The 25,118-nt window shown below is 67.0% G+C and carries 26 protein-coding genes; 4 read left to right on the top strand and 22 right to left on the bottom strand.

The genetic code is table 11. The features are described from left to right. Positions 1-27 precede the first annotated feature (27 nt). Both ACTDI4_RS00225 and ACTDI4_RS00220 read left to right on the top strand, forming a co-directional pair. Positions 28-1,755, top strand: a complete 1,728-nt coding sequence (locus ACTDI4_RS00225; RefSeq protein WP_442839205.1) for an amidohydrolase — start codon at positions 28-30, stop codon at positions 1,753-1,755. Beyond that, complete coding sequence (locus tag ACTDI4_RS00220; protein WP_442839204.1) at positions 1,752-2,708, top strand: CobW family GTP-binding protein; 957 nt, start codon at positions 1,752-1,754, stop codon at positions 2,706-2,708. The genes ACTDI4_RS00225 and ACTDI4_RS00220 overlap by 4 nt, the downstream gene beginning before the upstream one ends. 16 nt (positions 2,709-2,724) lie before the next feature. On the opposite strand, the gene ACTDI4_RS00215 is transcribed toward ACTDI4_RS00220, so the two are convergent. After that, positions 2,725-4,002 (bottom strand): Zn-dependent hydrolase, encoded by a 1,278-nt coding sequence (locus ACTDI4_RS00215; protein ID WP_442839203.1) that lies wholly within the window; start codon positions 4,000-4,002, stop codon positions 2,725-2,727. A 58-nt stretch (positions 4,003-4,060) separates the two neighbouring features. Beyond that, positions 4,061-4,903 carry a BtpA/SgcQ family protein gene (locus tag ACTDI4_RS00210; RefSeq protein WP_442839202.1) on the bottom strand — a complete coding sequence of 281 codons (843 nt, stop codon included), beginning with the start codon at positions 4,901-4,903 and terminating at the stop codon, positions 4,061-4,063. Positions 4,904-4,928: 25 nt separating this feature from the next. On the opposite strand from ACTDI4_RS00210, the gene ACTDI4_RS00205 reads away from it, so the two are divergent. Continuing rightward, complete coding sequence (locus tag ACTDI4_RS00205) at positions 4,929-5,828, top strand: ribokinase (RefSeq protein WP_442839201.1); 900 nt, start codon at positions 4,929-4,931, stop codon at positions 5,826-5,828. 6 nt (positions 5,829-5,834) lie between these two features. Here the strand turns inward: ACTDI4_RS00205 and ACTDI4_RS00200 are convergent, their stop codons facing one another. From ACTDI4_RS00200 to ACTDI4_RS00175, 6 genes are read right to left on the bottom strand one after another with little or no spacing between them, the layout of a single operon-like run. Next, a complete protein-coding gene (locus ACTDI4_RS00200) occupies positions 5,835-6,605 on the bottom strand; it encodes a glutamine amidotransferase (protein ID WP_442839200.1) in 771 nt (256 codons plus the stop codon). A gap of 39 nt (positions 6,606-6,644) precedes the next feature. Beyond that, on the bottom strand, positions 6,645-7,715 hold the full coding sequence (locus tag ACTDI4_RS00195; protein WP_442839199.1) for a phosphotriesterase family protein: 1,071 nt from the start codon (positions 7,713-7,715) through the stop codon (positions 6,645-6,647). Further along, the gene (locus ACTDI4_RS00190) at positions 7,712-8,725 is read right to left on the bottom strand and encodes an ABC transporter permease (RefSeq protein WP_442839198.1); all 1,014 of its coding nucleotides are present in this window, start codon (positions 8,723-8,725) and stop codon (positions 7,712-7,714) included. Before ACTDI4_RS00190 ends, ACTDI4_RS00195 begins: the two co-directional genes overlap by 4 nt. Further along, positions 8,722-9,534 carry an ATP-binding cassette domain-containing protein gene (locus ACTDI4_RS00185; RefSeq protein ID WP_442839197.1) on the bottom strand — a complete coding sequence of 271 codons (813 nt, stop codon included), beginning with the start codon at positions 9,532-9,534 and terminating at the stop codon, positions 8,722-8,724. The genes ACTDI4_RS00190 and ACTDI4_RS00185 overlap by 4 nt, the downstream gene beginning before the upstream one ends. Further along, on the bottom strand, positions 9,531-10,490 hold the full coding sequence (locus tag ACTDI4_RS00180; protein ID WP_442839196.1) for a substrate-binding domain-containing protein: 960 nt from the start codon (positions 10,488-10,490) through the stop codon (positions 9,531-9,533). Before ACTDI4_RS00180 ends, ACTDI4_RS00185 begins: the two co-directional genes overlap by 4 nt. A gap of 37 nt (positions 10,491-10,527) precedes the next feature. Continuing rightward, a complete protein-coding gene (locus ACTDI4_RS00175; RefSeq protein WP_442839195.1) occupies positions 10,528-11,550 on the bottom strand; it encodes a LacI family DNA-binding transcriptional regulator in 1,023 nt (340 codons plus the stop codon). 152 nt (positions 11,551-11,702) lie between these two features. Here ACTDI4_RS00175 and ACTDI4_RS00170 point away from each other — a divergent pair, with 152 nt between their 5' ends. Next, positions 11,703-12,179 (top strand): OsmC family protein, encoded by a 477-nt coding sequence (locus tag ACTDI4_RS00170; protein WP_442839194.1) that lies wholly within the window; start codon positions 11,703-11,705, stop codon positions 12,177-12,179. 24 nt (positions 12,180-12,203) lie between these two features. Here the strand turns inward: ACTDI4_RS00170 and minE are convergent, their stop codons facing one another. The 14 genes from minE to ACTDI4_RS00100 all read right to left on the bottom strand — a co-directional run bounded on the left by minE (position 12,204) and on the right by ACTDI4_RS00100 (position 25,117). After that, positions 12,204-12,470, bottom strand: a complete 267-nt coding sequence (gene minE, locus ACTDI4_RS00165) for a cell division topological specificity factor MinE (RefSeq protein ID WP_442839193.1) — start codon at positions 12,468-12,470, stop codon at positions 12,204-12,206. Further along, positions 12,467-13,282, bottom strand: a complete 816-nt coding sequence (gene minD, locus ACTDI4_RS00160) for a septum site-determining protein MinD (protein ID WP_442839192.1) — start codon at positions 13,280-13,282, stop codon at positions 12,467-12,469. Before minD ends, minE begins: the two co-directional genes overlap by 4 nt. Positions 13,283-13,315: 33 nt before the next feature. Continuing rightward, on the bottom strand, positions 13,316-14,050 hold the full coding sequence (minC, locus tag ACTDI4_RS00155) for a septum site-determining protein MinC (RefSeq protein WP_442839191.1): 735 nt from the start codon (positions 14,048-14,050) through the stop codon (positions 13,316-13,318). 254 nt (positions 14,051-14,304) lie between these two features. Continuing rightward, a complete protein-coding gene (locus ACTDI4_RS00150; protein WP_442839190.1) occupies positions 14,305-14,766 on the bottom strand; it encodes a RidA family protein in 462 nt (153 codons plus the stop codon). 14 nt (positions 14,767-14,780) lie between these two features. Continuing rightward, positions 14,781-15,758 carry an ABC transporter ATP-binding protein gene (locus ACTDI4_RS00145; RefSeq protein ID WP_442839189.1) on the bottom strand — a complete coding sequence of 326 codons (978 nt, stop codon included), beginning with the start codon at positions 15,756-15,758 and terminating at the stop codon, positions 14,781-14,783. An 8-nt stretch (positions 15,759-15,766) separates the two neighbouring features. Continuing rightward, positions 15,767-16,804, bottom strand: coding sequence for an ABC transporter ATP-binding protein (locus ACTDI4_RS00140; RefSeq protein WP_442839188.1), 1,038 nt, complete (start codon positions 16,802-16,804; stop codon positions 15,767-15,769). A gap of 2 nt (positions 16,805-16,806) precedes the next feature. Beyond that, positions 16,807-17,664: an ABC transporter permease gene (locus ACTDI4_RS00135; RefSeq protein WP_442839187.1), complete on the bottom strand. Its 858-nt coding sequence runs from the start codon at positions 17,662-17,664 to the stop codon at positions 16,807-16,809. Then, positions 17,664-18,605 carry an ABC transporter permease gene (locus ACTDI4_RS00130; RefSeq protein WP_442839186.1) on the bottom strand — a complete coding sequence of 314 codons (942 nt, stop codon included), beginning with the start codon at positions 18,603-18,605 and terminating at the stop codon, positions 17,664-17,666. Before ACTDI4_RS00130 ends, ACTDI4_RS00135 begins: the two co-directional genes overlap by 1 nt. Positions 18,606-18,675: 70 nt before the next feature. Beyond that, a complete protein-coding gene (locus ACTDI4_RS00125) occupies positions 18,676-20,208 on the bottom strand; it encodes an ABC transporter substrate-binding protein (protein WP_442839185.1) in 1,533 nt (510 codons plus the stop codon). Positions 20,209-20,252: 44 nt separating this feature from the next. After that, the gene (locus tag ACTDI4_RS00120; RefSeq protein WP_442839184.1) at positions 20,253-21,014 is read right to left on the bottom strand and encodes a creatininase family protein; all 762 of its coding nucleotides are present in this window, start codon (positions 21,012-21,014) and stop codon (positions 20,253-20,255) included. A gap of 11 nt (positions 21,015-21,025) precedes the next feature. Next, entirely contained in the window at positions 21,026-22,174 is a 1,149-nt protein-coding gene (locus ACTDI4_RS00115) for a mandelate racemase/muconate lactonizing enzyme family protein (protein ID WP_442839183.1), read from the bottom strand. 239 nt (positions 22,175-22,413) lie between these two features. Continuing rightward, positions 22,414-23,298, bottom strand: coding sequence for a MurR/RpiR family transcriptional regulator (locus ACTDI4_RS00110; protein WP_442839182.1), 885 nt, complete (start codon positions 23,296-23,298; stop codon positions 22,414-22,416). Positions 23,299-23,388: 90 nt separating this feature from the next. Beyond that, positions 23,389-23,985 carry a phosphonate metabolism protein/1,5-bisphosphokinase (PRPP-forming) PhnN gene (gene phnN / locus ACTDI4_RS00105; protein WP_442839181.1) on the bottom strand — a complete coding sequence of 199 codons (597 nt, stop codon included), beginning with the start codon at positions 23,983-23,985 and terminating at the stop codon, positions 23,389-23,391. Then, positions 23,978-25,117 (bottom strand): alpha-D-ribose 1-methylphosphonate 5-triphosphate diphosphatase, encoded by a 1,140-nt coding sequence (locus tag ACTDI4_RS00100; protein WP_442839180.1) that lies wholly within the window; start codon positions 25,115-25,117, stop codon positions 23,978-23,980. The genes phnN and ACTDI4_RS00100 overlap by 8 nt, the downstream gene beginning before the upstream one ends. Position 25,118 lies beyond the last annotated feature (1 nt).

Genomic DNA, 25,118 nt, shown 5'->3' with positions numbered 1-25,118 from the left:
GCGGCCCAAGCCCGACAGGTGAAGCGAATGCGCGTTCTCTACGACCACCGCCCGAGCCACGCGGCCCGCAGCGCCTTTGCCGACCTCGTGCTCGTCAACGGCCGCATCTATACCGGCGATCCGGGCCTGCCCTGGTGTTCCGCGCTCGCTGTGGCGCGCGGACGCATTGTCGCGCGCGGCGAGCGCGCGGACGTGGAGCACCTGATCGGCGCGCAGACCAAGGTGATGGATCTCGCCGGACGCTTCGTCATGCCGGGCCTCTACGACATGCACACCCATCCCGACCTTGCACTGGCGCCGCGCTATGCGCAGGACCTCGACATCGGCATCGTCGACCCGACGCCGGATCAGGTGCGCGACGCTGTGCAGGCCTACGCCGCCCGGCACCCGGACCGCGAATGGATCTACGGCCAGTATTTCGTGCGCTACACCTTCCGGCAGGCGGGCCTTGTGCCCGGCCGGGACTGGCTGGACACGGTGATGCCCGACCGGCCCGTGGCGCTGCTCGACCGCATGTGGGGCACCATGATGGTCAATTCCGAGGCGCTGCGCCGCGCCGGCATCGAGGCCGGCACCCCCGACCCGGCCAACGGCTATCTGGAACGCGATCCGGCAAGCGGCGAGCCGACCGGCCTGCTGATCGACGGCGCCTATGCGCTGATCCATGCGGCCATGCCCCCTACCCCGGTGCCGGTGCTGCAGGCCGCCTATCGCGACGGCGTGCGCTACCAGTCTGCGCGCGGCGTGGTCTCCACCAAATATGTCCATGTCTGCGAGAACCGGCTGAATGCGCTGCAATCGCTCGACCAGGCCGGCGAGCTGACCTTGCGCGTCGAGGCCGCGATAAGCTGGCAGGACGACATCTTTCCGGTGCGCCGGCGCTGGGAGCTGCTGGCCGGCGAGCGCCATTACTACCGCTCCGCCCGGCTCAACGCCAACGCCGTGAAATTCCACTTCGACGGCACGGTCGAGCCGCGCTCGTCCTATCTCATCACGCCGTGGGACGGCGGCAACGCGGCCTGGAGCGGCAAGATCAACCTGACGCCCGAGCATCTTGCCGACATGATCTGGGACATGGACCGCCAGGGCATCCGCGTCATCGCCCACTGCACGGGCGACGGGGCTTCCGACACCTTCCTCGACGCGGTCGAGGAAGCGCGCCGGCGGCCGGGCGGGCTCGGCGTGCGCCATCAATGCGCGCACTCGACCATCCTGCACGGCGGCAATCTCAGGCGCTTCCGTGATCTCAACGTCACCGCCGAGTTCTCGCCGGTGTCGTGGTATCCGTCGAAATTCGTCTCCGGCGCCCGTTCCGGCTATGGCCCCGAGCGGCTCAAGCGCGCCTACAACATCAAGGGCGTTCTGGAGGCCGGGGGCGTCGCCGTCATCGGCACCGACTGGCCGGTCAGCCCGCTCGATCCGTGGATCGCGCTGGAAACCATGGTCACCCGCGCCAATCCGTGGGGCGAGGCGGAGGGCCGCTTCGGCGAGCCGATCTCGCTCAAGCAGGCCATCGACGTCATGACGAAGAACGGCGCCTGGTCGATGGGCATCGAGCACGAGGCGGGCTCGCTGGAGGTCGGCAAGTCGGCCGATATCATCGTGCTCGACCGCGACCTGTTCGAGGTCGAGCCGCAGGGCAACATCCACTCCACCAAAGTGGACCTGACCTTCATGCAGGGCCAGCTCGTGCACGACCGGCTGAACGACAGGTCCGACGCCGTCTGGCACGGCGAGGCGCCGGTCCTGTGGTGACGAGGAGCGCCGCGCCCGTCCCGGTCACGGTGATCGGCGGTTTTCTGGGCGCGGGCAAGACGACGCTGGTCAATCACATATTGAGCGGCGGACATGGGCTCAAGGTCGCCGTGCTGGTCAACGATTTCGGCGCCGTCAACATCGACGCCGCGCTGATCGCCTCCACCGAGGGCGGGCTCTACAGCCTGTCCAACGGCTGCGTGTGCTGCGGGCTGAACCAGGGTTTTGTCGAGCAGCTCGAGGATCTGCTGGCCGCCCGCGCCGACATCGACCACATCGTCATCGAGGCCAGCGGCGTGGCCGATCCCGCCCGCATCATGGATACGGTGCGCTATGCGCGCTTCGCCTCACGCCTGCGCGCGGATGCCATCGTGGTGGTGGTCGATGCCGCGGGCTTCGACGATGCCATCGCCGCCGCACCCGGCCTCGCCGAAGCGCAGACCGGCTCTGCCGACCTTGTCGTCCTCAACAAGACCGATCTGGTCGGGCGCGAAAAGCTCGACGCCTGGCGCGCCCGCTGGACCTTTCCGGACTCGCGTATCGTTGAGACGACGAATGCGCGCGTGCCCTTCGACATCCTCTTCGCCGGCGAAATTTTGTCGCGCGGGGTCGCCTCGACCTTCGCTGCTGAGCCTGCCCACGAGCAGGCGGTCAGCGCGATCTGGCGGCAAGACGGCGCGGTCGATCTGAAGCGCCTGCAGCAGGTGCTGGCCGCCCTGCCCTCCGGCATCTACCGCGCCAAGGGTTTTTTGCGCGCGAAGGATGGCCGGTGCCTTGCCTTGCATCTCGTCGGCACGCGCCTTTCGTTCGAGCAGATGGCACAGGCGCCGGAAGGCATCGACGCCGACAATGTCCTCGTGCTGATCGGCTTCGGTGCGCCCCTGCCCTTCGAAGCCATCCTGGCGCAGCTCGACGGCTGCGTCGAACCTGTCATGCCCGGCGCGAAAGGATAGAGGGCAGCGAAACCGCCTATGCGGGTCCGGTGACCGGCAGCGGGCCGCGCCCTTGCGCCTCCAGCGCCTTCAACGTCGAGGCAAGCAGCATCTGCGCGCCGGCAACGGCCTGGTCCGGCTCGACATATTCGGCCTCGTTGTGGCTGAGCCCGTCGCGGCACGGCACGAAGATCATCGCCGCGGGCGCGACCCGGTTGATGAAGAGCGCGTCGTGGAAGGCGCCGGAAAGCATCGGCTTCGAGGCAAGGCCGAGCCCCTTCGCCGCCGCGCCCAGGCAGTCGAGCAGCGACGGAGAGAATTCCGCCGGCGGCATGTCGAAGATGCGGCGCAGCGTCGCGGCGCAGCCGCCGGCGGCCGCTGCCTCGGCGAATGCATCCGCGATCAGGGCTTCCAGGCGGTCGAGTTCGGCACTTTCGGGATGGCGCAGGTCGATGGTGAGCGCGGTCTTTTCGGGAATGGCATTGACCGCGCCTGGTTCGAGCGTCAGCTTTCCCACCGTGAAGCGGGCGCGCGCGTCGTGCGGCATGATCGCGGCATAGAGCCTGTCCAGTGCGCGCACGGCCGCGGCCATGGCGTCGCGGCGGAATGCGAGCGCCGTGGTGCCGGCATGGGCCGCCTGGCCGGTGATCTCGACCTCCAGCCAGCGCGTGCCCTGGATGCCCTCCACGATCCCGATCGGAATTCCCTCGCGTTCGAGCGAGGGGCCTTGCTCGATATGCAACTCCAGGTAGCCCCCGATGGGGAAGCCGAGCGGCCGCATCGCCGCTTCGGGCAGGGCTGCCAGTGTGTCCCGCAATTCCTCGGAGAACGAGGAACCGTCGTGGCCGCGCAGAGCGGACCACCGTTCCGGAATCGCGCCGGCGGCGAAGGCCATGGAGCCCATGCAGCCGGGCTGGTAGTGGCTGCCCTCCTCGTTGGTCCAGGCCACGGCCTCCACCGGGACCGGGGTCTCGATACCGGCATCCTCCAGCGCCTCCAGAACCTCGAAGGCGGCCAGCACGCCCAGCGCCCCGTCGAAACGGCCGCCCGTCAACTGGCTGTCGAGATGGCTGCCGATCAGGAAAGGCGGCAGCGAAGCGTTTCTGCCCTCACGACGCACGAACAGGTTGGCGATGGCGTCCTGATGCACGCCAAAGCCGCGCGCCTGCCCGAGCTGCGCCAGCAGAGCCCGGGCGCGGCGGTCCTGCAAGGAGAGCGCCTGGCGGTTGACGCCCCCCTTTGGCGTGGCGCCGATCCCGGCGAAGGCCTCCAGCCTGCCCAGGAACCGTCCGGCATCGATGTAAGCTTCTCTCATCGCGTCTTCTCCATGGGCGGCGTGACACCAGTCCGGCCGCATCCCGCCCGGCTTGCGCTCAGGCGCCCAGCGCCGGCTCCGCTGCGGCGCGGAAGGCGCGCACGCGCTCGATGTTGACCGGGTTCCACCACACCCCGCCCACCTTCAGCGAGGACGCGACGATGACGCCGCTGGTGCGCTTGAGTATCTCCACGACATTGTCCTTGTCCACGCCGGAGCCGACGAGCAGCGGCAGATGCGTGGCGGCGGCGATCTCCTCGATCTCCTCGACGGTGGCGGCATTGCCGGTGCGCTGGCCGGTGGCGATGATGCCGTCGGCGTCGAAGAAGGCGAGGTCACGCGTCAGCTCGGCGATGGAGCGGTCGGCGACGATGGCGTGGCTGCCATGCTTGACATGGCTGTCGGCGAAGACCTTGATGTACTCGGCCCGAAGTGCCGAACGGTAGCGCATGGCTTCGGCCGCGCGGCCTTCCATGAACCCCTCATTGGCGACATAGGCGTTGGCCCACTGGTTGACGCGGATGAATTTCGCGCCGCCCGCCATGGCGATGGCGAAGGCCGGGATCGGGGCGTTGGCCAGCACGTTGACGCCGAGCGGCACGCCGATGGCGCGCGCGATGCGGTCGGTGACGACCGACATGAAAGCGGCCGTCTCGCAGCCTATGTCCTGCGGCTTGGAAAAGGGCACGTCGCCATGGTTCTCGATCATCAGCCCGTGCATGCCGCCCTCGATCAGGGCTTCGGCATCGCGCATGCAGGCATCGTAGATGGTGTCCATCTGCGCGCCCCGGTAGCGCGGCGCGCCGGGGAAGGCGGGGCAATGGATCATGCCGATCAGCGCCTTGTCGCGCCCGAATATTTCCCTTATGGCGCTCGCGCTGTTGTCCGAAATTTCCTGCATCTCAGGGTCCTTTGGTAGAGTGGTCATGCACGCTTATGTCATCGGCAATGTGGCGGTGGACGAGACAGTCCGGGTCGATCAATGGCCCACGGCCGGCGCCTCGATCTTCGGCGGCCACGGCTCCACCGACATCGGCGGCAAGGGCGCCAACCAGGCGGTGGTGATGGCCCGCTGCGGCCTGCCGACGACGCTGATCGCCCCGGTCGGCGAGGGTTTCCGCGCCCGCAGCATCGCCGAGCGGCTGGAGGCGGAGCCGCTGGAATGCCGGCTGGTGCGGCTCGAAGGCCGGGCCACCGACTTCTCCATCATATTCACGAGGCCCGACGGGGAAAACGCCATAGTCACCACCACCGACGCGGCGCAGAACCTTGCGCCGGAGGATGCGCTGCCCGCTCTCGGGCAGGCGAGGCCCGGCGACCTTGCCGTGCTGCAAGGCAATCTGAGCGGGGAGACCACCAGTGCGCTGCTCGGCGAAGCGCGCCGGCGCGGCATGGTCACCGCCTTCAATCCCTCGCCGCTCAGGCCTTGCTTCGGGGAGCTGTGGCCGCTGGTGGACATAGCCTTCCTCAATGTCGGCGAGGCGCTGGCGCTGACCGGCGCTTCCGGCGAGGCGGCAGCCGCGGCGCTGCATGCGCGCGGCGTGCGCGACGTGGTGCTGACGCTCGGCGCCGACGGCGCGCTGCTGAGCAGCGGCGGCATTGCGGTGCGCGTGGCGGCCATATCCGCCAATGCCGTGGACACCACCGGCGCGGGCGACACCTTCATGGGCGCCGCCCTTGCCTCGGCGGCGCTGCGCGGCACCCGGCTGGACGAACTGGCGCTTGTGCACGCGGCACGGGCGAGCGCGCTCACCGTGTCGCGGAAAGGCACGCTTGGCGCCTTTCCGAGCATCGGGGAGATGAGCGCGATCCTGGCGCAAGCGTGACGAAGCCTAGCGCTGTTCGGTCGTCAGCCAGCCGAGGATGTTCTTCCACAGACGGCCATAGCCCTCCCAGTCGCAGAATTCCGGCGACAGCCAGTGCGGGCCGATGTCGGAGGTCCAGGCGGCGGTGCGGCCCTTGCCGTGGCTGCCCAGCGCCAGCAGCGGGAAGCCGCCCTGGTCCTGCGGAAGGCGTGCGACCAGTTCGGCGCCCGGGCGCAGTTCCACCTCGTTGACGCCCAGCAGCGGCGGCCATGCCTGGCCGGTCAGCCCGGCCATCACCGGATGCTCCTCGGCCACGATCTCGGCCGCCGTGCCCTCGGGAATCTCGACGCGGTCGTCATAGGGCAGGCAAGTGACGGGCAGCGTGTCCTCCACCGGGGTGCGGCGCCAGCGCGCCTTGCCGTCGATGCCCTGGAAGGAGAAATAGCCGCCGACCATCAGCAGGCCGCCGCCCTTCTCCACCCATGCCTTGAGCAGCTTCAGCCTGTTCGGCACGGTGCGCGAGCGCAGCCAGACTTCCGGCGGCAGGAGCAGCGTGTTCGCGCCGATGTCGGACAGGATGACGGCGTCATAGGCATCGAGCCCCGCCATCTCGAAGGGGAACTGCTCGGCCGCCTCGTGCGCGGGCATGTAGGTGAGCTCGTATTCGGAGCCCTTCAGCGCCTTCACCAGCGGCTCGGCGCCGAGGTGGAAGGTCACGGAGCCGAACTGGTCGAAGCCCTTGAAGTGCGTGGCCGAGCTGATCCAGCTTTCGCCGACGAGAAGAACCTTTTTTGTCATTTTTACATTCGCTTTCTGTAGTTGGGGGAAAGGGCTTTCTCAGGCCGTGGCGTCGAACACCGAGCGCGGATTGTCGTGCATCAGCCTCGCGAGCGCTGCATCCGCCACCCCGTGGCGCTTCAGCCGCGGCAGGAAGTGCTTCGGCACGAAGGCATAGCCGTTGCCGCCATATTGGGTGAGCATCATCTTCAGGAAGACGTCGTGCGACAGCAGGATGCGGTCGAGATAGCCGGCGTCGATCAGGCGCACGATGCCGCGCGCCGCCTCGTCGTCGCTGGGGCACTGCACCTGCTGGTCGGCATAGAAGAAATCCATGCCGATCATGTCGTATTCGATGAAGGCGCCGCGCGCCGCCAGCGACGACTGGTAGGCGAAATCGTCATGCGAGGGGTTCATGTGGCACAGCACCGTGTGGCGCAGTTCGGCCCCCTCCTCCTCGACGATATCGAGCACCTTGTGGCCGAAACGGAACCAGCCGGGCAGATGCACCATCAGCGGCAGGCCGGTCAGCTTCTGCGCGCGGGCGGCGCCCCGCAGCGACTTCTCTTCGCTCTTGGTGAAGTCGGCGGAGACGCCGATCTCGCCGATCAGCCCGATCCTGACGTCGGTGCCGTCCACGCCGTCCACCGCCTCGCGCACGATCTCGGCGGCGATGTCGTCTGCAGACATCGCCGCCACTTTCGCCGGGTGGGAGGATGCGAGGTAGTAGCCGGCGCCCATGATGATGTTCAGCCCGGTGGCCGCCGACACGCGGCGCATGGCCAGCGGGTCGCGGCCGATGCCCTGGCAGGTCGGCTCGACCAGCGTGCGCCCGCCGACCGCCGCGAACTGCTTCAGTTCCTTGACTGCCAGCGCCTCGTCGTCGAGCGTGATGTTGTGCTTGTTGACGAAGGGATCCTGGCGCAGCTCCGACAGGATCTCCATGCACACGAAGCCGCCCGCCAGATATTGCCGCTCCGGCTCCTTCGGCCTGTGCCACCAGCACAGGCAGTCGTTCAGCACATGCTCGTGCATCAGCGTCATGCCGAGATCGGACGCGGCGGCCAGCCCGGCGACCGTCATCACCTTGCCCGAGCGGACATGCGCTTGCGAGAGCGGAGCGGCGGTCATTTCGCCTTGCCTCCCGCCCTGCCCGGCAGCCGGAACTTGGCGTTGAAGATGCGCGTGTTCAGCCAGATGGCGATCAGGATGATGGCGCCGGTGACGATCTGGGTGAAGAAGGGCGAGATGTGCATGAGGATGAGGCCGTTGCCGATCACCGCGATGGTGAGCGTGCCCAGCACGGTGCCGAGGATGGTGCCGCGCCCGCCCATCAGCGAGGTGCCGCCGAGCACCACGGCCGCGATGACCTGCAGCTCGAAGCCGACGGCCGCGTTGGACGAGCCGGAACCGAGGCGCGCTGCGATCAGCAGGCCGGCGACGGCGCAGGAGATGCCGGACACCATGTAGACCGAGGCGACGATCCAGCGCGCCGGCATGCCGACGCGGCGCGCGGCCTCCATGTTGGAGCCGACCGCCACCACCTGGCGCCCGTAGCGCGTCGAGCGGATCGCCACATAGCCGATGACGGCGACAACCACGGCGATCAGGGCGGGGACCGGAATGCCGAGCAGTTCGCCGCGCCCCAGCACGAAGAAGCCGGGCACGTTTTCGATGGGGATCGAATAGCCCTTGGTCAGATAGAGCGCCAGGCCGCGCAGGATGGACAGGCCCGCCAGCGTGACGATGAAGGAGGGGACGTCCTGATAGGCGACGAACCAGCCCTGGGCCAGCCCGAGCAGCGCGCCGAGCACCAGCATGGCCAGCACCGCCATGGGCCAGGGAATGCCGGCGGCGATGAGGATGGCCACGAGCGCGTTGACCAGCGCGATCTGCGAGCCGACCGACAGGTCGATGCCGGCGGTTATGATGACCAGCGTCATGGCCACGGCCACGATCAGGATGGGGGCCGCCTGCCGCAGGATGTTCAAAATGTTGCCGGTGGTGAGAAACGTGCTCGAGCCGACGGCGAAAAAGACGATGCAGGCGACGAAGAAGATGGCAATGGACAGGATCTGGGCGTTCTCGGCGAGGATGTCGGCGAGCGCCGAGCCTTTCGCCCGTTCGGTGTAGACGGTCATTTCTGTGCGCCTTCTCCGACGATGAGCTTCACGATGTCCTCGAGGTTCGTTTCCCCGATCCGGCGTTCCGCGACCTTGGTGCCTTCATACATGACGGCGATGCGGTCGCAGACGCGGAACAGATCCTGGAGGCGGTGGGTGATGAGGATGACGGAGACGCCGCGCGCCTTGACGCGGTTGATCAGCGCGAGCACGGCCTCCACTTCGGCCACGGCGAGCGCCGAGGTCGGCTCGTCCATGATGAGCACCTTGGGCTCGAAGGCGGCGGCGCGGGCGATGGCGATGGCCTGCCGCTGGCCGCCGGACAGCTTCTCGACCTTGGCGGTCAGGCGCGGGATGCGGATCTCGAGTGCCTCGAGCATGTGCCGCGCGCCGTCGAGCATGGCCTGGTGGTCGAGGAACGGCCCCCTGGTGCGCTCGCGCCCGAGGTAGAGATTGCCCACCACGTCGATATGGTCGCAAAGCGAAAGGTCCTGGAACACCATCTCGATGTTCCGGGCGCGCGCGTCGGCGGGGCCGGACAGCACCACCGGCTGGCCCTCTATGGCGATGGTGCCGCCGTCGGGGATGTAGGTGCCGGAGATGATCTTCGTCAGCGTCGACTTGCCGGCGGCGTTGTCGCCGACAAGGCCCAGGCATTCCCCGGGAAAGATGTCGAGGTTGACGCCGCGCAGCGCCTGATGCGAGCCGAAGGTCTTGACGATGCCGCGCAGCGAGATGCGCGGCACGGCGTTGCCGGCTTCCCCGCCGGCAGGCCGGGGGGAAATCCCCCCGGCCGCGGCAGGCATTGCTGCGTGGTTTCCGGTCATTTGAAGACGGCCCGGTACGGTTCGACGTTGTCCTTGGTGACGATGGTCACCGGCACGGCGATTTCCTTGCCGACCTCACCGCCCTTGGTGAGGGTGTCGAGCGCCTTGACGGCGGCCTCGCCCATGCCGGCCGGGTCCTGCTGGACGACGGCGGCGACATAGCCCTTGTCGATGCCCGAGATGGCCTGCGCGGTCAGGTCCCAGCCGAAGATCTTGATCTGGTCCTGCTTGCCCTGGCTCTCGACGGCGGCGATGGCGCCCAGCAGCGCCGGCTCGCCGGTGGCGTAGATGGCGTTCATGTCGGGATTGCCGGTGATGAGGTTCTCGGCCGCCGCGAGCGCGGTGTCCTGCACGTTCTGCCCGTTGACCACGGCCACCGTCTCGATGCCGTCCTTGTCCTTGATGGCGTCCTCGAAGCCCTTCTGGCGCACGTTCTGGATGTAGGAGTTGAGCGCGCCGACGACGCCGATCTTGGCCTTGCCGTCCATGTTGGCCTTCACGTAGTCGAGGAAGTGGGCGCCCATGTCGGCGCCGGCCTTGGCGTTGTCCACGCCGATCTGCGCCTTCTGCGGGCCCTCCGGCAGGATGGCGTCGATGGCCACGACGGGGATGTTGGCGTCGGCTGCTTCCTTGACCGCCGGCATGATGCCGTTGACGTCGATGGCCACGACGATGAGACCGTTCACCTTCTCCTGGATATAGGTCTCGATCGCGCTGTTCTGGGCGGAAGGCTCGTTGTTGGCATTGAAGATCACCAGCTTGGCGCCGGCTGCGTCGGCCGCCTTCTGGGCGCCTTCGTTGATCTGGTTGAAGAAGATGGCCTGCTGATTGATCTGCACCAGCGCGTAGGTCTTCTGGTCCTGCGCGGCGGCGGGCGACACCGTGCCGGCGAAGAGGGTGAGCGCGGTGAAGCCGAGAGCGGCTGCGAAGGTTCTGCGTGTCGTAGTCCAGGTCATGGTCGGTTTCCTCCGTAGGGTTTTTTCCATTGCCGGCTTATCGTTTCGCGGGCGGGGCAACGGATTCCCGCACGACGAGTTCGACCGGCATCAGTTCCTGCGGCGCGGGCGCCGCAAGCTTCTGCCAGTCCGTTTCCACAAGCAGCCCCAGCGACCGCCGGCCTATGGCGCTGACGGGCTGGCGCACCGCCGTCACCGGCGTCGCAAACAAATGGAAGGGCGCGACGTCGTCGAAGCCGACGAGGGAGACATCGCCGGGAACCGACACGCCCTCGGCGCGGAACACCTCCATCATGCCGATGGTAATCTCGTCCGAGGTCGCGAATATGGCGGTAGCCGGCATGCCCTCGGCGATGAAGCGGCGGGCCGCCTCGCGGCCGAACTCTATCGTGTAGGAGCCCCGATAGCTCGCCGGCACGATGTCCGCCTGCCAGAATTCACACAGCGCGCGGCGCAGCCCGTCGAAACGGCGGCGGCCGCTGATCATGTCCTCCACGCAGCCGACGAAGAGCACCCGGCTATGGCCGTGGCCGGCCAGATGACGGCCCGCCAGATAGCCGCCCTGATCGTTGTCGCAGAAAAGCTTCGGCGCATCCGCGCCCGGCACGTCCTCGTCCGTCACCACCACCCGGCCGGCCGCGTTGATGAGCGCCGCGAGTTGCCCGTCGTCGGGATGGTTGGTGACGAAGATCAGCCCGTCGACATGCTTGCGCCCGATCATTTCCAGATAGGCCACCTCGCGCCCGGTGCGGTTGAGGGTGGCGAACAGCGAGACGGCGAGCCCGCGGCTGTCGGCTTCCTCCTCGACGGCGGCGACGAAGGTGGCGAAGAAGGGGTTGGCGATGTCGGGCACGACGAGGCCGATCGTGTCGGAGCGGCCGCGGCTGAGGCGGCGGGCGTGCGGGTTGGGCTGGTAGTTGAGGTCGCGGATGGCGTCCTCGATCCGCCTGCGGGTTTCCTCCGGCAGGGCAAGCGAGCCGTTGAGCAGGCGCGACACCGTGGTCACCGAAACCCCGGCGGCCCCCGCGACGTCCTTGAGGCTGGCAGCTTTGTCGCTCACGCTGCCTCCTCCCTTGGTTGAAGCGCTTGTAAAGCGTTTTACTAAAGCGCTTTACCAATGATATGATCTCAAGGTTCTGTCAAGCCGTCCCTGTTCCGGACACTTCGCTCCAGGCGGGACGGGACGCGGCCGCAATCACGCGGGAGGGCGAGTTGGGCACGAAACAGCATCGTTACGAAGTACAGGTCGTGTGGACCGGCAATGCGGGAGACGGCACCGCCTCCTGGCGCGGCTATCGCCGCGACCACGAGATCCGGGCGGCGGGCAAGCCGGCGATCGACGGCTCGTCGGATCCCGCCTTCCGCGGCGATCCGGCGCGCTGGAACCCCGAGGAGCTTCTGGTCGCCTCGCTCTCGGCCTGTCACAAATTGTGGTATCTCGGCCTGTGCGCGCAGGCCGGCATCGTCGTCACCGCCTATGAGGACGCGGCCGAAGGCGTGATGGCGGAAGAGACCGGCGGGGCTGGCCAGTTCACCGCGGTGACGCTGCGTCCGCGCGTGACGATCACGGCGCAGGACGGCCTCCAAAAGGCCCTGGACCTGCACCACAAGGCGCATGAAATGTGCTTCATCGCCCGCTCGGTGAATTTCCCGGTCGCCTGCGAACCGGTCGTCATGGTCGGGGATTAGCCCCGGCCAGGTGTGAGGCGGCCTTCAGGCCGCCTTCTTCTTGCTTGCATCGAACGGGATCTCGATGTCGACGGCGAGCGTCGAGACCTGCGCACCGCGCTCCATCTTCACGCTGACCTTTTCGTCGTCGATCTTCATGTGCTTGGAGATGACGCGCATGATCTCGTCGCGGAGCTTGTTGACGAGGTCCGAATCGCCCACCGAGGCGCGCTCATGGGCCAGCAGAACCTGCAGGCGCTCGCGCGCGGCAGGGGCCGACTGGGGCCGGGAAAAGAGCTGGAAGAACTTCATGCCGCTTTCCTTCCGAAAATCTTGCCGAAGAAGCCCCGCTTTTCGCCCGGAATCGCGACCGGCAGCTCTTCGCCCTTGAGCCGGCGCGCGGCGTCGAAATAGGCGACCGCCGGCGCGCTGCGGCTGTCCGCCAGCGTGACGGGAGCGCCGACATTGGAGGCGCGCAGCACGTCCGTGCTTTCCGGAATGATGCCGAGCAGCGGGATCGACAGGATTTCGAGGACATCGTCCACCTTCAGCATGTCGCCGCGCTCGGCGCGGGCCGGGTCGTAGCGGGTGAGAAGCAGGTGCTTCTCCATGCGCTCGCCGTTCTCCGCCTTCAGCGTCTTGGAATCGAGCAGGCCGATGATGCGGTCGGAATCGCGCACCGACGAGACTTCCGGGTTGGTGACGACGATGGCCACGTCGGCATGGCGCATGGCCAGCGTCGCGCCGCGCTCGATGCCGGCCGGGCTGTCGCAGATGACCCAGTCGAACGCCTTCTTCAGGGCGCCGATGACCTTCTCGACGCCTTCCGGCGTGAGGTTTTCCTTGTCGCGCGTCTGCGAGGCCGGCAGCAGGTAGAGCGTCTCCAGCCGCTTGTCGCGGATCAGCGCCTGCGTAAGCTTGGCTTCGCCCTGGATCACGTTGACGAGGTCGTAGACCACGCGCCTTTCGGCCCCCATGACGAGGTCGAGATTGCGCAGGCCCACGTCGAAATCCACGACCGCGACCTTCTCGCCATTCTGCGCAAGGGCGGCGCCAAGCGCCGCGGACGACGTCGTCTTGCCGACGCCGCCCTTGCCCGATGTGACCACGATGACCTTGCCCATTCACCTCTCCTGTTTGTCCGGATACGCCTCGGCTCAGCCGAGCGTCCCTGCCTTGATCGCTTCGCCTTCGAGCCAGATCTGGACCGCCCTGCCGCGCAGGTCGGGCTCCATGTCCTCGGCGGTCTTGTAGAAACCGTCGATGGCGATCAGTTCCGCTTCGAGCTTGCGGCAGAAGATGCGCGCGGAGGCGTTGCCCGTCGTGCCGGCCATCGCCCGGCCCCGCAGCGTGCCGTATATGTGGATCGACCCGCCGGCGACGACTTCCGCGCCGGATGCCACCGACCCGACCACGGTCACGTCGCCTTCGGGGAAGAAAAGCGACTGCCCCGAGCGCACGGGCTCGGTAACGACGAGGGAGGGCACCGCCCTGGCCGGCTGCCCTTCGCAGGGCGCGAGGCTGGCGACATCGTCGATGCCGTCGCTTTCCTCTGCGACCGGCGCCTCGAAATCGGAGGCGGGACGCCCGTCGGTCATGGCCGGGGGCAGATCCGCGCCGAGCCATGAGGGGCGCGCGCCTTCGATGCCCATGATTCGCACATTGCGCCGGCCGAGCTGATCGACCAGTTCGCGCAGTTGCGCGCGATCGATGTCCAGCCCGTCGACGTCGAGCACAACCGGGCGCCGCAGGAAGAAGCCGGCCGAGCGGGCGGCCAGGTCATCGAGACGTGCCAGCCAGTCCTCGAAGGGAAGTTCCGGCGTCAGCGCGAGCGCAAGGAAGGATCGCCCCTTGAGGCGGATCGGCCTGGGTTGAGTTAACACGTCGTTCATCTTGGTTAATTTTCGGTTCCTACGGTGTATCGAGGAAATAGTTAACAAAAGGTTAATTTCCGAAGCCCGGGCACGGAAAAACACGGCCCCCGAAATTGGGCTGGCGACGGAAACATTCCTTCATATCAATTGGTTAGATATTCCAGCAGCTATCGCTAAAATATCACGTCAGGGGCCCCGGCCCCCTGCGCTTCGGATGGGCTTTCGCGCCATTCGCCTGCCGGCGCCGACGACGCCGGGCCGGGACGCCGAATCTATGCCCGGATGGCGACGATGGCTTCGATTTCCACGGTGATGTTGTCCGGCAGCGAACCGAAGCCGACAGCGGAGCGGGCATGGCGCCCCCGGTCGCCGAAGACGTCGACCAGCAGATCGGAACAGCCGTTGATGACTTTCGGATGGTGCGCGAAGTCGGGCGTCGCGTTCACCATGCCGAGCAGCTTGACGACGCGCCCCACGCGGTCGAGGTCGCCCAGCGCCGACTGGATCACGGCAATCAGGTTCAGCCCGGTCAGGCGGGCATCGTCATAGGCGCGCTCGATCCCGACATCGCCGCCGACCTTGCCGGTGCGCAGGGTTCCATCGGTCTCGCGCGGACCCTGGCCCGAAAGATACAAGAGGCCCTTGTCGATGACATAGGGAACATAATTCGCCACCGGCACGGGCGGCGGCGGCAGGACGAGACCGAGCGCTTCGAGCCGGGCGGATGGCGTCATCTCTTGGGAACCTTTCAGTTGGCGAGTTCCGCCTGCCGGATGCAGGCGACGCTGTGGCCGGGTCCGACCTCTTCGCTGGCCGGCACCGTTTGCGCGCAGGCATCAATGGCATGCGGGCAGCGGGTGCGGAAGACGCAACCCGAAGGCGGATTGAGCGGGCTCGGTATGTCGCCATGCAGGATGACCCGCTCGCGCCTGGCGGCCGGATCGGGAACGGGCGCGGTGGCCAGCAGCGCGCGCGTATAGGGATGGCGCGGAGCCGCGTAGAGCGATTGCGCCGGCCCCTTCTCCATCACCCTGCCGAGATAGAGCACGACGATCTGGTCGCAGAGATACTCCACGACGGTCAGATCGTGCGAAATGAACACCATCGTCAGCCCCAGATCCCGCTGCAACTGCTGGATCAGGTTCAACACCTGCGCCTGCACCGAGACGTCGAGGGCGGAGACCGGTTCGTCGGCGATGATGAGTTCCGGTTCCACCGCAAGCGCCCGCGCAATGCCGATGCGCTGCCGCTGGCCGCCCGAGAATTCATTGGGGTAGCGCCGTGCATGCTCTGCCGAAAGGCCGACGCGCACCAGCAGCTCCTCGATCCTGGCCTTGCGTGCCTGGCCCTTGGCCAGCGCGTGCGTATCGATCGCCTCGCCGATGATGTCTCCCACGCGCATGCGCGGATTGAGGCTCGAATAGGGGTCCTGGAAGATGATCTGCAAGCGCCGGCGATAGGCGCGCAGCTCCTTTTCCGAGAGCTTGAACAGATCGACGCCGTCGAAGATCGCTTCGCCGGAAGTCGGCTCCACGAGACGCAGGATGGCGCGGCCGGCCGTCGTCTTGCCCGAGCCCGATTCGCCGACGATGCCGAGGATTTCGCCGCGCCGGACCTCGAAGGACACATCGTCGACCGCCTTGACGGTGCCGCTCTTCGTGGCGAACTGCTTTTCAAGTCCGCGGACAGCCAGCAGCACGTCGGGCTTTTCTGTCGGGGGATGCATGGAAGAGCTCACAGGAGTTCGTGCCTCCGGCAGCGTGTCAGGTGATTCGCAGCCGCTTCGCGCAGCGCCGGCGGCTCGATTTCGCAGGCCGGTTCGACCAGCGGGCATCGCGCGGCAAAGGAGCAGCCGGCCGGCAGCGAGAGCACGCTCGGCACGCTGCCGGGTATCGGGTCAAGCATGCGGCGGGTTCCGTCAGGTGCCCGGTCGCGCTTGGCATCGGGAATGCAGGCCAGCAGCCCCTTCGTGTAGGGGTGCCGCGGCCGGGCGAACAGCTCCTGCACGCGCGCCTGCTCGACCACGCGCCCGGCATACATCACCGCCACCTCATGGGCGGTTTCGGCGACCACGCCGAGATTGTGCGTGACGAAGAGGATGCTCATGCCGATCTCGCGCTGGAGACGGCGCATGAGGTCGAGGATCTGCGACTGGATGGTGACATCGAGCGCCGTGGTGGGCTCGTCGGCGATGAGCAGCGCCGGGCGGCAGGCCAGCGCCAGGGCGATCATCACGCGCTGGCGCATTCCGCCCGACATTTCGTGCGGATACTGGTCCAGCCGCTTCGCCGCCGCCGGAATTTCGACCAGCTCCAGCATTTCCAGGGCGCGCGCCCGGGCCTGGCTGCGCGACACCGGCTCGTGCAGCCGCACCATTTCCATGATCTGGTCGCCCACCGTGTAGAGCGGGTTGAGCGATGTCATCGGCTCCTGGAAGATCATCGCGATCTCCTTGCCGCGTATGCGGCGCATGCGCCTGGCGCTCAGCGTGGCGATGTTGACGACCGACCCGTCGCGCATCCGGTAGAGGATGCTGCCGCCGACGATGCGGCCCGGATCGGCCAGAAGCCGCATGACGGACAGGCTGGTCACCGACTTGCCGGAGCCGGACTCGCCGACCACCGCCAGCGTCTCGCCGCGCCTCACCGTCAGGGTCACGCCATCCACCGACTTGGCCGTGCGCTTTCCCATGACGAAATGGGTGCGCAGATCCTCCACCTTCAGGATCGTGTCCTTGTCGAGCGATGCTTCCGATCGGTTTTCGGCCAGCATGATCAAAGATCCTTTCGCAGCCGGGGATCCAGCAGATCGCGCAGGCCGTCGCCGACGAGCTGCAGCGACAGCACCGTCAAAACGATGGCGACGCCCGGAAAGACGGTCATCCAGTCCGCCTGGCCGATATATTGCCGCCCCGAGGCGATCATCGTGCCCCAGGTGGGGATTTCGGGGCTGACGCCGACACCGAGGAAGGAAAGGCCGGCTTCGGCCAGCATGGCGTAGGCGAAGATGAACGTCGCCTGCACGAGGATCGGCGAGATGAGGTTGCGCAGCACGTGCCGGGTCATGATGCGCCATGTCGGGACGCCGAGCGCACGGGCGGCCTCCACATAGGGCAATTCGCGGATGACCAGCGTGGAGGCGCGCACGATCCGCGCCAGGCGCGGCGCATAGACGATGCCGAGCGCGACGATGACGGTGGCCAGCGAAGGACCGAGCGCGGCCACAAGGGCGATGGCGAGCAGGATATCGGGAAACGCCATCATCGCGTCGACCAGCCGCGACATCACCGCATCGGCCTTGCGGAAGAAGCCTGCGACGATGCCGAGCGTGATTCCGACGATGCAGGCGAACGCCGTGGCCGCCGCGCCGACGACCAGCGACAGTTGCCCCGCATAGATCGTGCGGCTGAGGACATCCCGGCCGAACTCGTCGGTCCCGAACAGCCATGCTCCCCCCGGCGGCCGAAGCCGGTTGACGATCGAGAGGCGGCTTGGCGAATGCGGCGCGACCCAGGGCGCGAGCACCGCCAGGAGCGCGATGACGAACAGGACGAAAAGGCCGATGGCCAGCGTCTTGCGCTGGAGGATCAGCGTGTGAAGCCGCGGTGCGGCTTGTGTCTCTTGCGTGGCCATCAGTAGCGCACCCGCGGATCGATCAGCAGGTAGAGCATGTCGATGCCGAAATTGATGAGAACATAGATCGCGGCGATGACCAGCAGCGCGCCCTGTATCACCGGATAGTCGCGCCGCAGAACCGCCGAGACGACGAGATTGCCGACGCCGGGAAGGCTGAAGACCGTCTCGGTGACCACGGCGCCCGAAACCAGCAGGGCGGCCGTCAGCCCGATGACGGTGAGGACGGGGATCAGCGCATTCTTGAACGCATGTTTCAGCACGACGCGGAATTCGCTCATGCCCTTGGAACGGGCGGTCCGCACATAGTCGTCGTTCAGCACGTCGAGCATCGAGGCCCGGGTGAAGCGCGTGATGAGCGCCGAGGACACGACGCCGAGCGCCACCGCCGGCAGGACGAGATGGTGCAGGCGCGTCAGGAAGGACGCGTCCGGGCCGCCATAGCCGGCAACGGGAAACCAGCCCAGCCGGACGGAAAAGGCCTGTATCAGGATCAGGCCGAGCCAGAAGCTGGGGATGCTGGCCGCCAGCATGGTCAATGTGGTGACGGCCTGGTCGAAGAACGTGCCCCTGCGATAGGCCGCCAGGATGCCGACGGGCAGCGCGATGGCGCTGGCGATCAGGATCGAGAACAGCGTGAGGAACGTGGTGGGCTCCGCGCGATCGAGAAGCGCGCTGGTCACCGACATGTCGAGGAATATGGACTGGCCGAGATCGCCCCGCAGAAGCTGGCCGAGAAAGAACAGATATTGCATGACGAGCGGCTGATCAATGCCCAGCCGCACGCGCAGCGCCTCGATGTCGGCGGGTGTGGCGTCGGGTCCAAGCATGACGGCCGCCGGATCGCCGGGCGCAACTCGCACGATCACGAAGACGATCGTGACCACGACGAACATGACGCTCAGCATGCCGAGAAAGCGCTGCAGAACGTATCGTGCCATCGATCGTCTCCTGTTCGTCGCCAAGATGAACCGGGGACGCCGCGCGTCCCCGGCTTCCGATGCCCGGGATCTACTGCTCGAGATACGCGTTCCAGAAGTAGGGCCATGCCGAGCCGGAGAAGCCCTTCAGCTTCGGCGACTTGGCCGACAGCGAGCTGAAGTCGCCGACCTTGTAGAACGGCACCTCCTCGTAGATCCGCTTCTGCAGATCCGCCCAGATGGCCAGGCGCTTGTCCATCTCCACTTCGGTGTTGAGGGCGCCGAGGAGCTTTTCCTTCTCCTCGCTCGCCCACCAGCCGGGATAGGACGCCGGCAGCGGCGCGATCAGCGTCGGGTCGGGCAGGAACGGGCTGTGGGTGATGAAGATGTCCCACAGGCCCGGCTCGGCGCGGCGCTGGACCAGCGTCGCCCAGTCGAACACGCCGAGGTCGACGGTGAAGCCGGCGGCCTTCAGGTATTCGGCGGCGACCTGCGCCATCTTGTAGTGGAACTCATACTGCCGGCTGGTCAGGATGCGGATCGGAGAGCCGTCGTAGCCCGCCTCCTTGGCCAGCGCCATGGCCTTTTCCGGGTCGCCCTGATTGTAGGCTTCGACGCCGGCATCGTTGCGCCACGGATATCCTTCCGGATACATCGCGCCGTCGACCTTGTAGAATTCCGGCTTGCCGAAGGCGGCCGCCAGCATGTCCTCGGCGTTGAGCGCGGCCTGCACGGCCTTGCGCACGCCCGGGTTGGTCATCACCCCTTCCTTGTTGTTCATGATGAACATCGGCCAGCCGAAGGAGTCCAGCACCAGCGGCTCGGTCTTGGCCTGGCCCTGGAGCCTGTCGAAGGCTTCGACCGGAAGCAGGTCGGCATAGTCGTACTGGCCGGCGATGGCGCCTTCCACGCGCGTGTTGGCGTCCGGCACGGGCACGAAGCGGATTTCGTCGAGATATTGCTTGCGCGCGCCGCCGAAGCCGTCCGGCTCGCCCTCGCGGGCGGCATAGCCGTCAAAGCGCACGAGCTGCAGGTACTGGTCGACCCGGCGTTCCTTGATCATGTAGGGCCCGGTGCCGACATATTCGGTCAGCGTGTCGGCGATCTTCTCCGACGGCAGGATGACGGCCGCCGAGTTGTTGAAGGCCAGCAGCGAGTTCAGCGCCGCAAAGGGCTCGGTCAGCGTGATGCGCACGGTGTAGTCGTCCACGGCCTCGACCTTGTCGAGCTTGGCCGCCACGAGCTGCCCGCGGGATGCGACGCTGAACCAGCGCTTCAGCGAGGCGACCACGTCCTCGGCCGTCATGTCCGTGCCGTCGTGGAAGGTCACGCCCTGGCGCAGCTTGATCGTGTGGACCTTGCCGCCCTCGGTGACCTCCGGCAGTTCCGCTGCCAGCAGCGGCGTCACGTTCCAGTCCGCGTCGAACGTGTAGAGCGTTTCGAAGAAATGCTGGGTGACCATGCCGAGCAGGTCGCCCGTGGCGATCATCGGATCAAGCGTGTTCAGCTCGCCGATCGTCGCGACATTGACGACGCCGCCGCGTTCCTGCGCGAAGGCGGGCGAAAATGCTCCGACAAGGATGGCCGCGCCACCAAGTGCAGCCGCAGTAATTCTTTCCCACATGACCTCTTCCCCTTTGCGTTGTGGTCAGTTGATGTTGCGATCGATCACGCCTGCGCGGACAACGTCCGGACGACCCTGACGAGTTCTTCCACCACAGCGTGCGTGATGCGTTCGCCCTTCTCGGCGCTTCCCAGCGAGGGATCGCCGACGACGCCGGTTCCATTGGACATGGCGTGCATGGTGCGAAAGAGCGACCCGCGATTGGCGCGGATCATGTCGGCATTCGCCCATTCCAGGGTTGGCGCATAGGACATCGGGCCGATCTTGTCGACCCGGACGTCGCCGGGTGCGGCAACGAGCATCAGCGAGGTTTCGAACTCGCATGCGTGGTTGACGCCGGCAAAGCCGCTTTCGCGGATCTTCTCCAGCTCCGGCCCGGCCAGCCGCCACCAGGTGAGGAACGCCACGCGGCACTCGCGATGGCGCGACCCGAACGTTTCCAGCAGGACCTGCCCGACCGCCTGGTTGCCGCCATGGCTGTTGAACAGGACGATGTTGCGGAAACCGTGCCTGACCACGCTCTCCAGAATGTCGCCGACATAGGCGAGGAAGGTTTCGTGGCGCACGCTGAGCGTGCCCGCGAACTCCATGTGGTGCTCGGAACAGCAGACCTTGACGGCCGGCAGGATGAGGACCTCGTCGCCCAGCCGCTCCTCCGCCTTGTCGAGGAAATAGCCGCCGATGACGGCGTCGGTCTCGATCGCGAGGTGCGGGCCGTGCTGCTCGATGGCGGCGACGTTGAGCACGACCGGCGTCGACCTGTCGATCGTCGCGAACTCTGCGGTTGTAAGTTTTTCCCAGCGCATTCTCGGCCCCGTCAGGAAATGGTGCGTTCGCCGACGCGGAAGCGATCGAGCGCCGCCTCGTCGAGCTTGACGCCGAGCCCCGGGCCGTCGCCGGGAATGCGGACATGCGGAGGCTCGAAAGCGAGCGGGGTTTCCAGCAGGTCGTGCGAGCGGATCATCCGCCCGAAGATGTCGCCCGGCCACACGCAGCTCCGCGCCGCGGCCGACTGATGCACATACATGGCCTCCAGGATGCCGAGGTCGACCTCGGAGCCGTGCCAGCAATAGAGCCCGGCGGTGGCGGCGATGTGGTCGAGCGACTGGAAGCCGGCCAGCCCGCCGTTGAAATTGAACCCGTCGACGGCGTTGTGCGCCAGCGCGTTGATCGCTTCGTAGGGCCGCTGTCCCTGATAGACGTAAGGCAGCGAGACATGAAGGACGATCGGGATCGAGGAAAAACGGCGCAGCTCGGCGAAATCCAGCATCATCCAGCGCGGCAGCGGGTCTTCCAGCAGCAGGACATTGCCCACGGCCTCCAGTTCGCGGATGATCGGCCGCGCATTGCCGGAATTCTCCCAGCGCTGGTTCGGGTCGAAGATGACCTTCATGCCCGGCGCGTGCTGCTTGATCTGGGCGCACCAGCCGGCGACGTCGTCCTCCAGGTCGCACTTGAACTTGATGACGTCGTAGCCCTGCTCGCGATAGCGGCGCACCCACGGACCGACCTCGTCCATCGTGCGGTGGCTCGACCAGGCGCTGACGGCGACGCGATCGCGCACCGCGCCGCCCAGCAGGTGATGCATGGGAACGCCGAGCGACTTCGCATAGGCATCCCAGATGGCGCATTCGAAACCGTCATATTCGCGGCAGAGCGGCAGCGGCAGCTTCTGCAGCGGGAAGTCGGTGAGCTTCTGGCCCAGGAGATTGGCGCAGATCGCCTCGATCCGCGGCCACTCATGGTCGCGGTAGAATTCGCCGATGCCGACCGTGCCGTCGGCCAGCGTCATGCGCAGGATGAGCTTGGGAAGCTCGTCGAACTGGACGCTCCAACTCGCCTTGCCGCCGACGGGCAGCATGTGCAGCGGCTTGGCGAGACTGTCGGAATTGATGACGCCCGGATGGGCGGGAACGACCACCTCGTCGAAGCGAAACGATACGATGGTGTTATCTGCAATCGGCATTTTCCGGCGATCCTGAGGAGAGGGTTTCGCCCGCAAGGATGTAGTTTTCCTACGCGCCTGTCAACACCCCTGCCACACGCATGCGAAGCGGTTGCTTCTGCGTCGGAACGGCCGTTTTCAGGCGTTTTCTTCGCCAACATTCAGGGCAACCGGCTGCGCCCGCACACGTCGCAAGGCGCTCGACGGCGATGCGAGTCGCCGCGGCGCGGAATAGCCTCAGAAAAATGTAGTAAAAATACCTAGTCGCCGACGGGCTGGCTGTCCGTCGTGCCGTGCAGCGAGACCAGGTTCGAGCGCGCACGCCAGAGCTTCTTTCCGACGGTGTTGCGCCGCCAGGCCCCGACCAGCGTCGCGAGGCAGTCCAGGACGAAGAGTTGCCCGTAGCGCCCGCGATTGGGCATGTAGAAGAACTTCTCCTCGTCGAAGGCGATCAAGGGCACGACGATCGACGCCTTGGCGGCCAGCGGGCTCGAAGGGTCGGTCACGGCGATCACGGAAGCCCCGAGCGAAGTGGCGATCTCGGCGCCGTCGACCAGGGAGCGCGGCCGGCCCGTGACGGAAAAGATCAGCAGCACGTCCTGCGGGTCCACGGTCGACGCGATAACCCGATGCTTGTAGGAATCGGCCGTTGCCGAGACCGCCATGTCCAGGCGGAAAAACCGGTTCTCGGCCTCGAGGGCGACATTGGCCGAGCTGCCGCCCACGCCGAAGCAGAAAATGCGCCGGCCGCGATGAAGGATCTCCGCGGCCTTTTCCAGCGCTGCGGTATCGCGCTGCGCGAAGGCGCTGGCGAGCGCCTGGGTGGTTGCTTCATACACCTGGTCGGCGACGTCGCTGCCTGTCTCGGCCGGCGTGGTTCGTTCAGCTTTGATGTACATGCGCCCGATGGCATAGTCCTGGGCGAGACGGATCTTGAAATCGGAAAAGCCGTCGCAGCCCATGCGGCGCGAGAAGCGGATGACGGTCGGCTCGCTGACCTGCGCCCGCGACGACAGGTCCTTGATCGAAATGCGCGTTGCCGCCTCGATGTCGTCCAGCACCACGTCGGCCACGGCACGATCGGCACGGTTGAACTGGTGCCGTTCCACGCGCAGGCGATCGATCAGGCTTGTCTGGTGTCTCATGGAATCCTGGCCGCAAGGTGCTGTCCGCCGAGCGAGCCCGTGCGTCGGTATAATTGTGGGGGCTGTTCGCCAGCACGTCAATCACACCGGCTATCGATCCCTAATGCGTCCTCCGGCCGCGGCTTTGCGGATCGCCGCCACGAAGGCTTGGGCCGCCACCTCGAACGCGCCGCTGTTGTCGATCTCCAGCCGCTCTGGGCAATGCGGCAGGTCGATGGCGCTGCGGCGCAGGCGGCGCAATATTTCGGCCTCGGATTCGCGTCCGCGCCCCGCAAGGCGGGCGGCCAGGATTTCGGGCCGGGCGGTGACGTGCACGACCGTGACCCTGCCGAAGGCGGAGCATATGTCCGGCAGCGCCGCGCGCGAGCCGTTGACGACGGCGACGCCACCCTGCCCCAGATGCCGGCGCACGCAGGACGGTATGCCGTAGCGCAGGCCGTGCGCGTCCCAGCTCACCGCGAAACGCCCTGCCTCGAGCGCGGCGGCAAATTCGTCGACGGACAGACAGTCGTGATCCTCCGCGGCGGCCACGGCTGTGCGGGTCACCGTGCGGCGCACGAACAGCACGGCCGGGTCTTCCGCCAGTTCCTGCCGGGCATGGCCGATGAGGCTGTCCTTGCCGGCTCCGCTCGGCCCGACGACTACCAGCACGGTTCCGCTGCCCTGGCGGACGCCCGCTTCAGGCAACGCGGCGTCCCTCGCGCCAGACCGACCGCACCACGGGCACGCCGCTGGCGCGCCGCACCTGCACGACGTCGGCGCGCAGGCCTTCGGCGATGCGGCCGCGGTCATCGAGCCCGACGGCGCGCGCCGGGGTCGCACTGACCAGCCGGATGGCTTGCGGCAGGCTCATGCCGCTCTCGCCGTCGGCGAGCACGAACGGCGCATGGATCAGGCTGAACGGCACGTAGTCGGAGGACAGCACGTCGAGCACGCCCGCATCGGCCAGCGCCTTGGCCGAAATATTGCCGGAATGCGACTTGCCGCGCACCACGTTCGGCGCCCCCATCAGCACGGCCATGCCCGCCTCGTGCGACGCCTGGGCAGCTTCCATGCTGGTCGGGAATTCGGCCAGGCGAACGCCGAAGGCCTTCGATTCGTCGACATGTTCCAGCGTCGCGTCGTCGTGGCTGGCGAGCGCGATGCCGCGCTCGGTGCAGGCCTCGACGATGGCCCTGCGGTGAGGTGCGGAATAGCGCGCCGAATCCCGCAGCCGCCTGGCGATGAACTGCTCGAAATCGTCGTCGCTCAGGCCGCGCTTCTTCTTGTAGTAGAGCGTGTACTGGTCGAGCGTCTGGAACTGGCGCTGCCCGGGCGCGTGATCCATCAGCGAGGCGAGCCTGACGTGAGGGTCCTCGCGGAAATCCTCGAAATGCTCGAGCACGTCTGCGGCGGACACCTCGCAGCGCAGGTGGATGAGATGGCTGGCGCGCAGCCTGTCCTGCGCGGCGGCCGTCTCCAAGGCGTCGGCGATGGCGCGCATTTCACCCTTCTTGAAGCCGCCATCCTCGTCGGAGCCAAGCCGCAGGCAGTCGAAGACGGTGGTGATGCCGGAGCCGGCGACCTGCGCGTCATGCGCCTGCAATGCGGCGATGCTGTCCCACAGGACGCCGGGGCGCGGCGCGTAGTGCTGCTCCAGATGGTCGGTGTGAAGCTCGACAAGGCCGGGGATCACATAGTCGCCTTCCATGTCCTCGCCGGTTGCGGAGCGGCCGCTGTCGATGGCCGCGATCAGCCCGTCGCGCAACAGCACGGAGCCGGCGACGACCTCGTTTTCCAGCACGATGCGCGCATTGGTGAGGATGGTTTCTCTGGTCATG

Origin of the sequence: Mesorhizobium sp. PUT5 (assembly GCF_052216645.1) — a bacterium.
Taxonomy (GTDB): domain Bacteria; phylum Pseudomonadota; class Alphaproteobacteria; order Rhizobiales; family Rhizobiaceae; genus Mesorhizobium.
The sequence above is the reverse complement of the archived record's forward strand: the minus strand, read 5'-3'. Positions and strand labels throughout refer to the sequence as shown.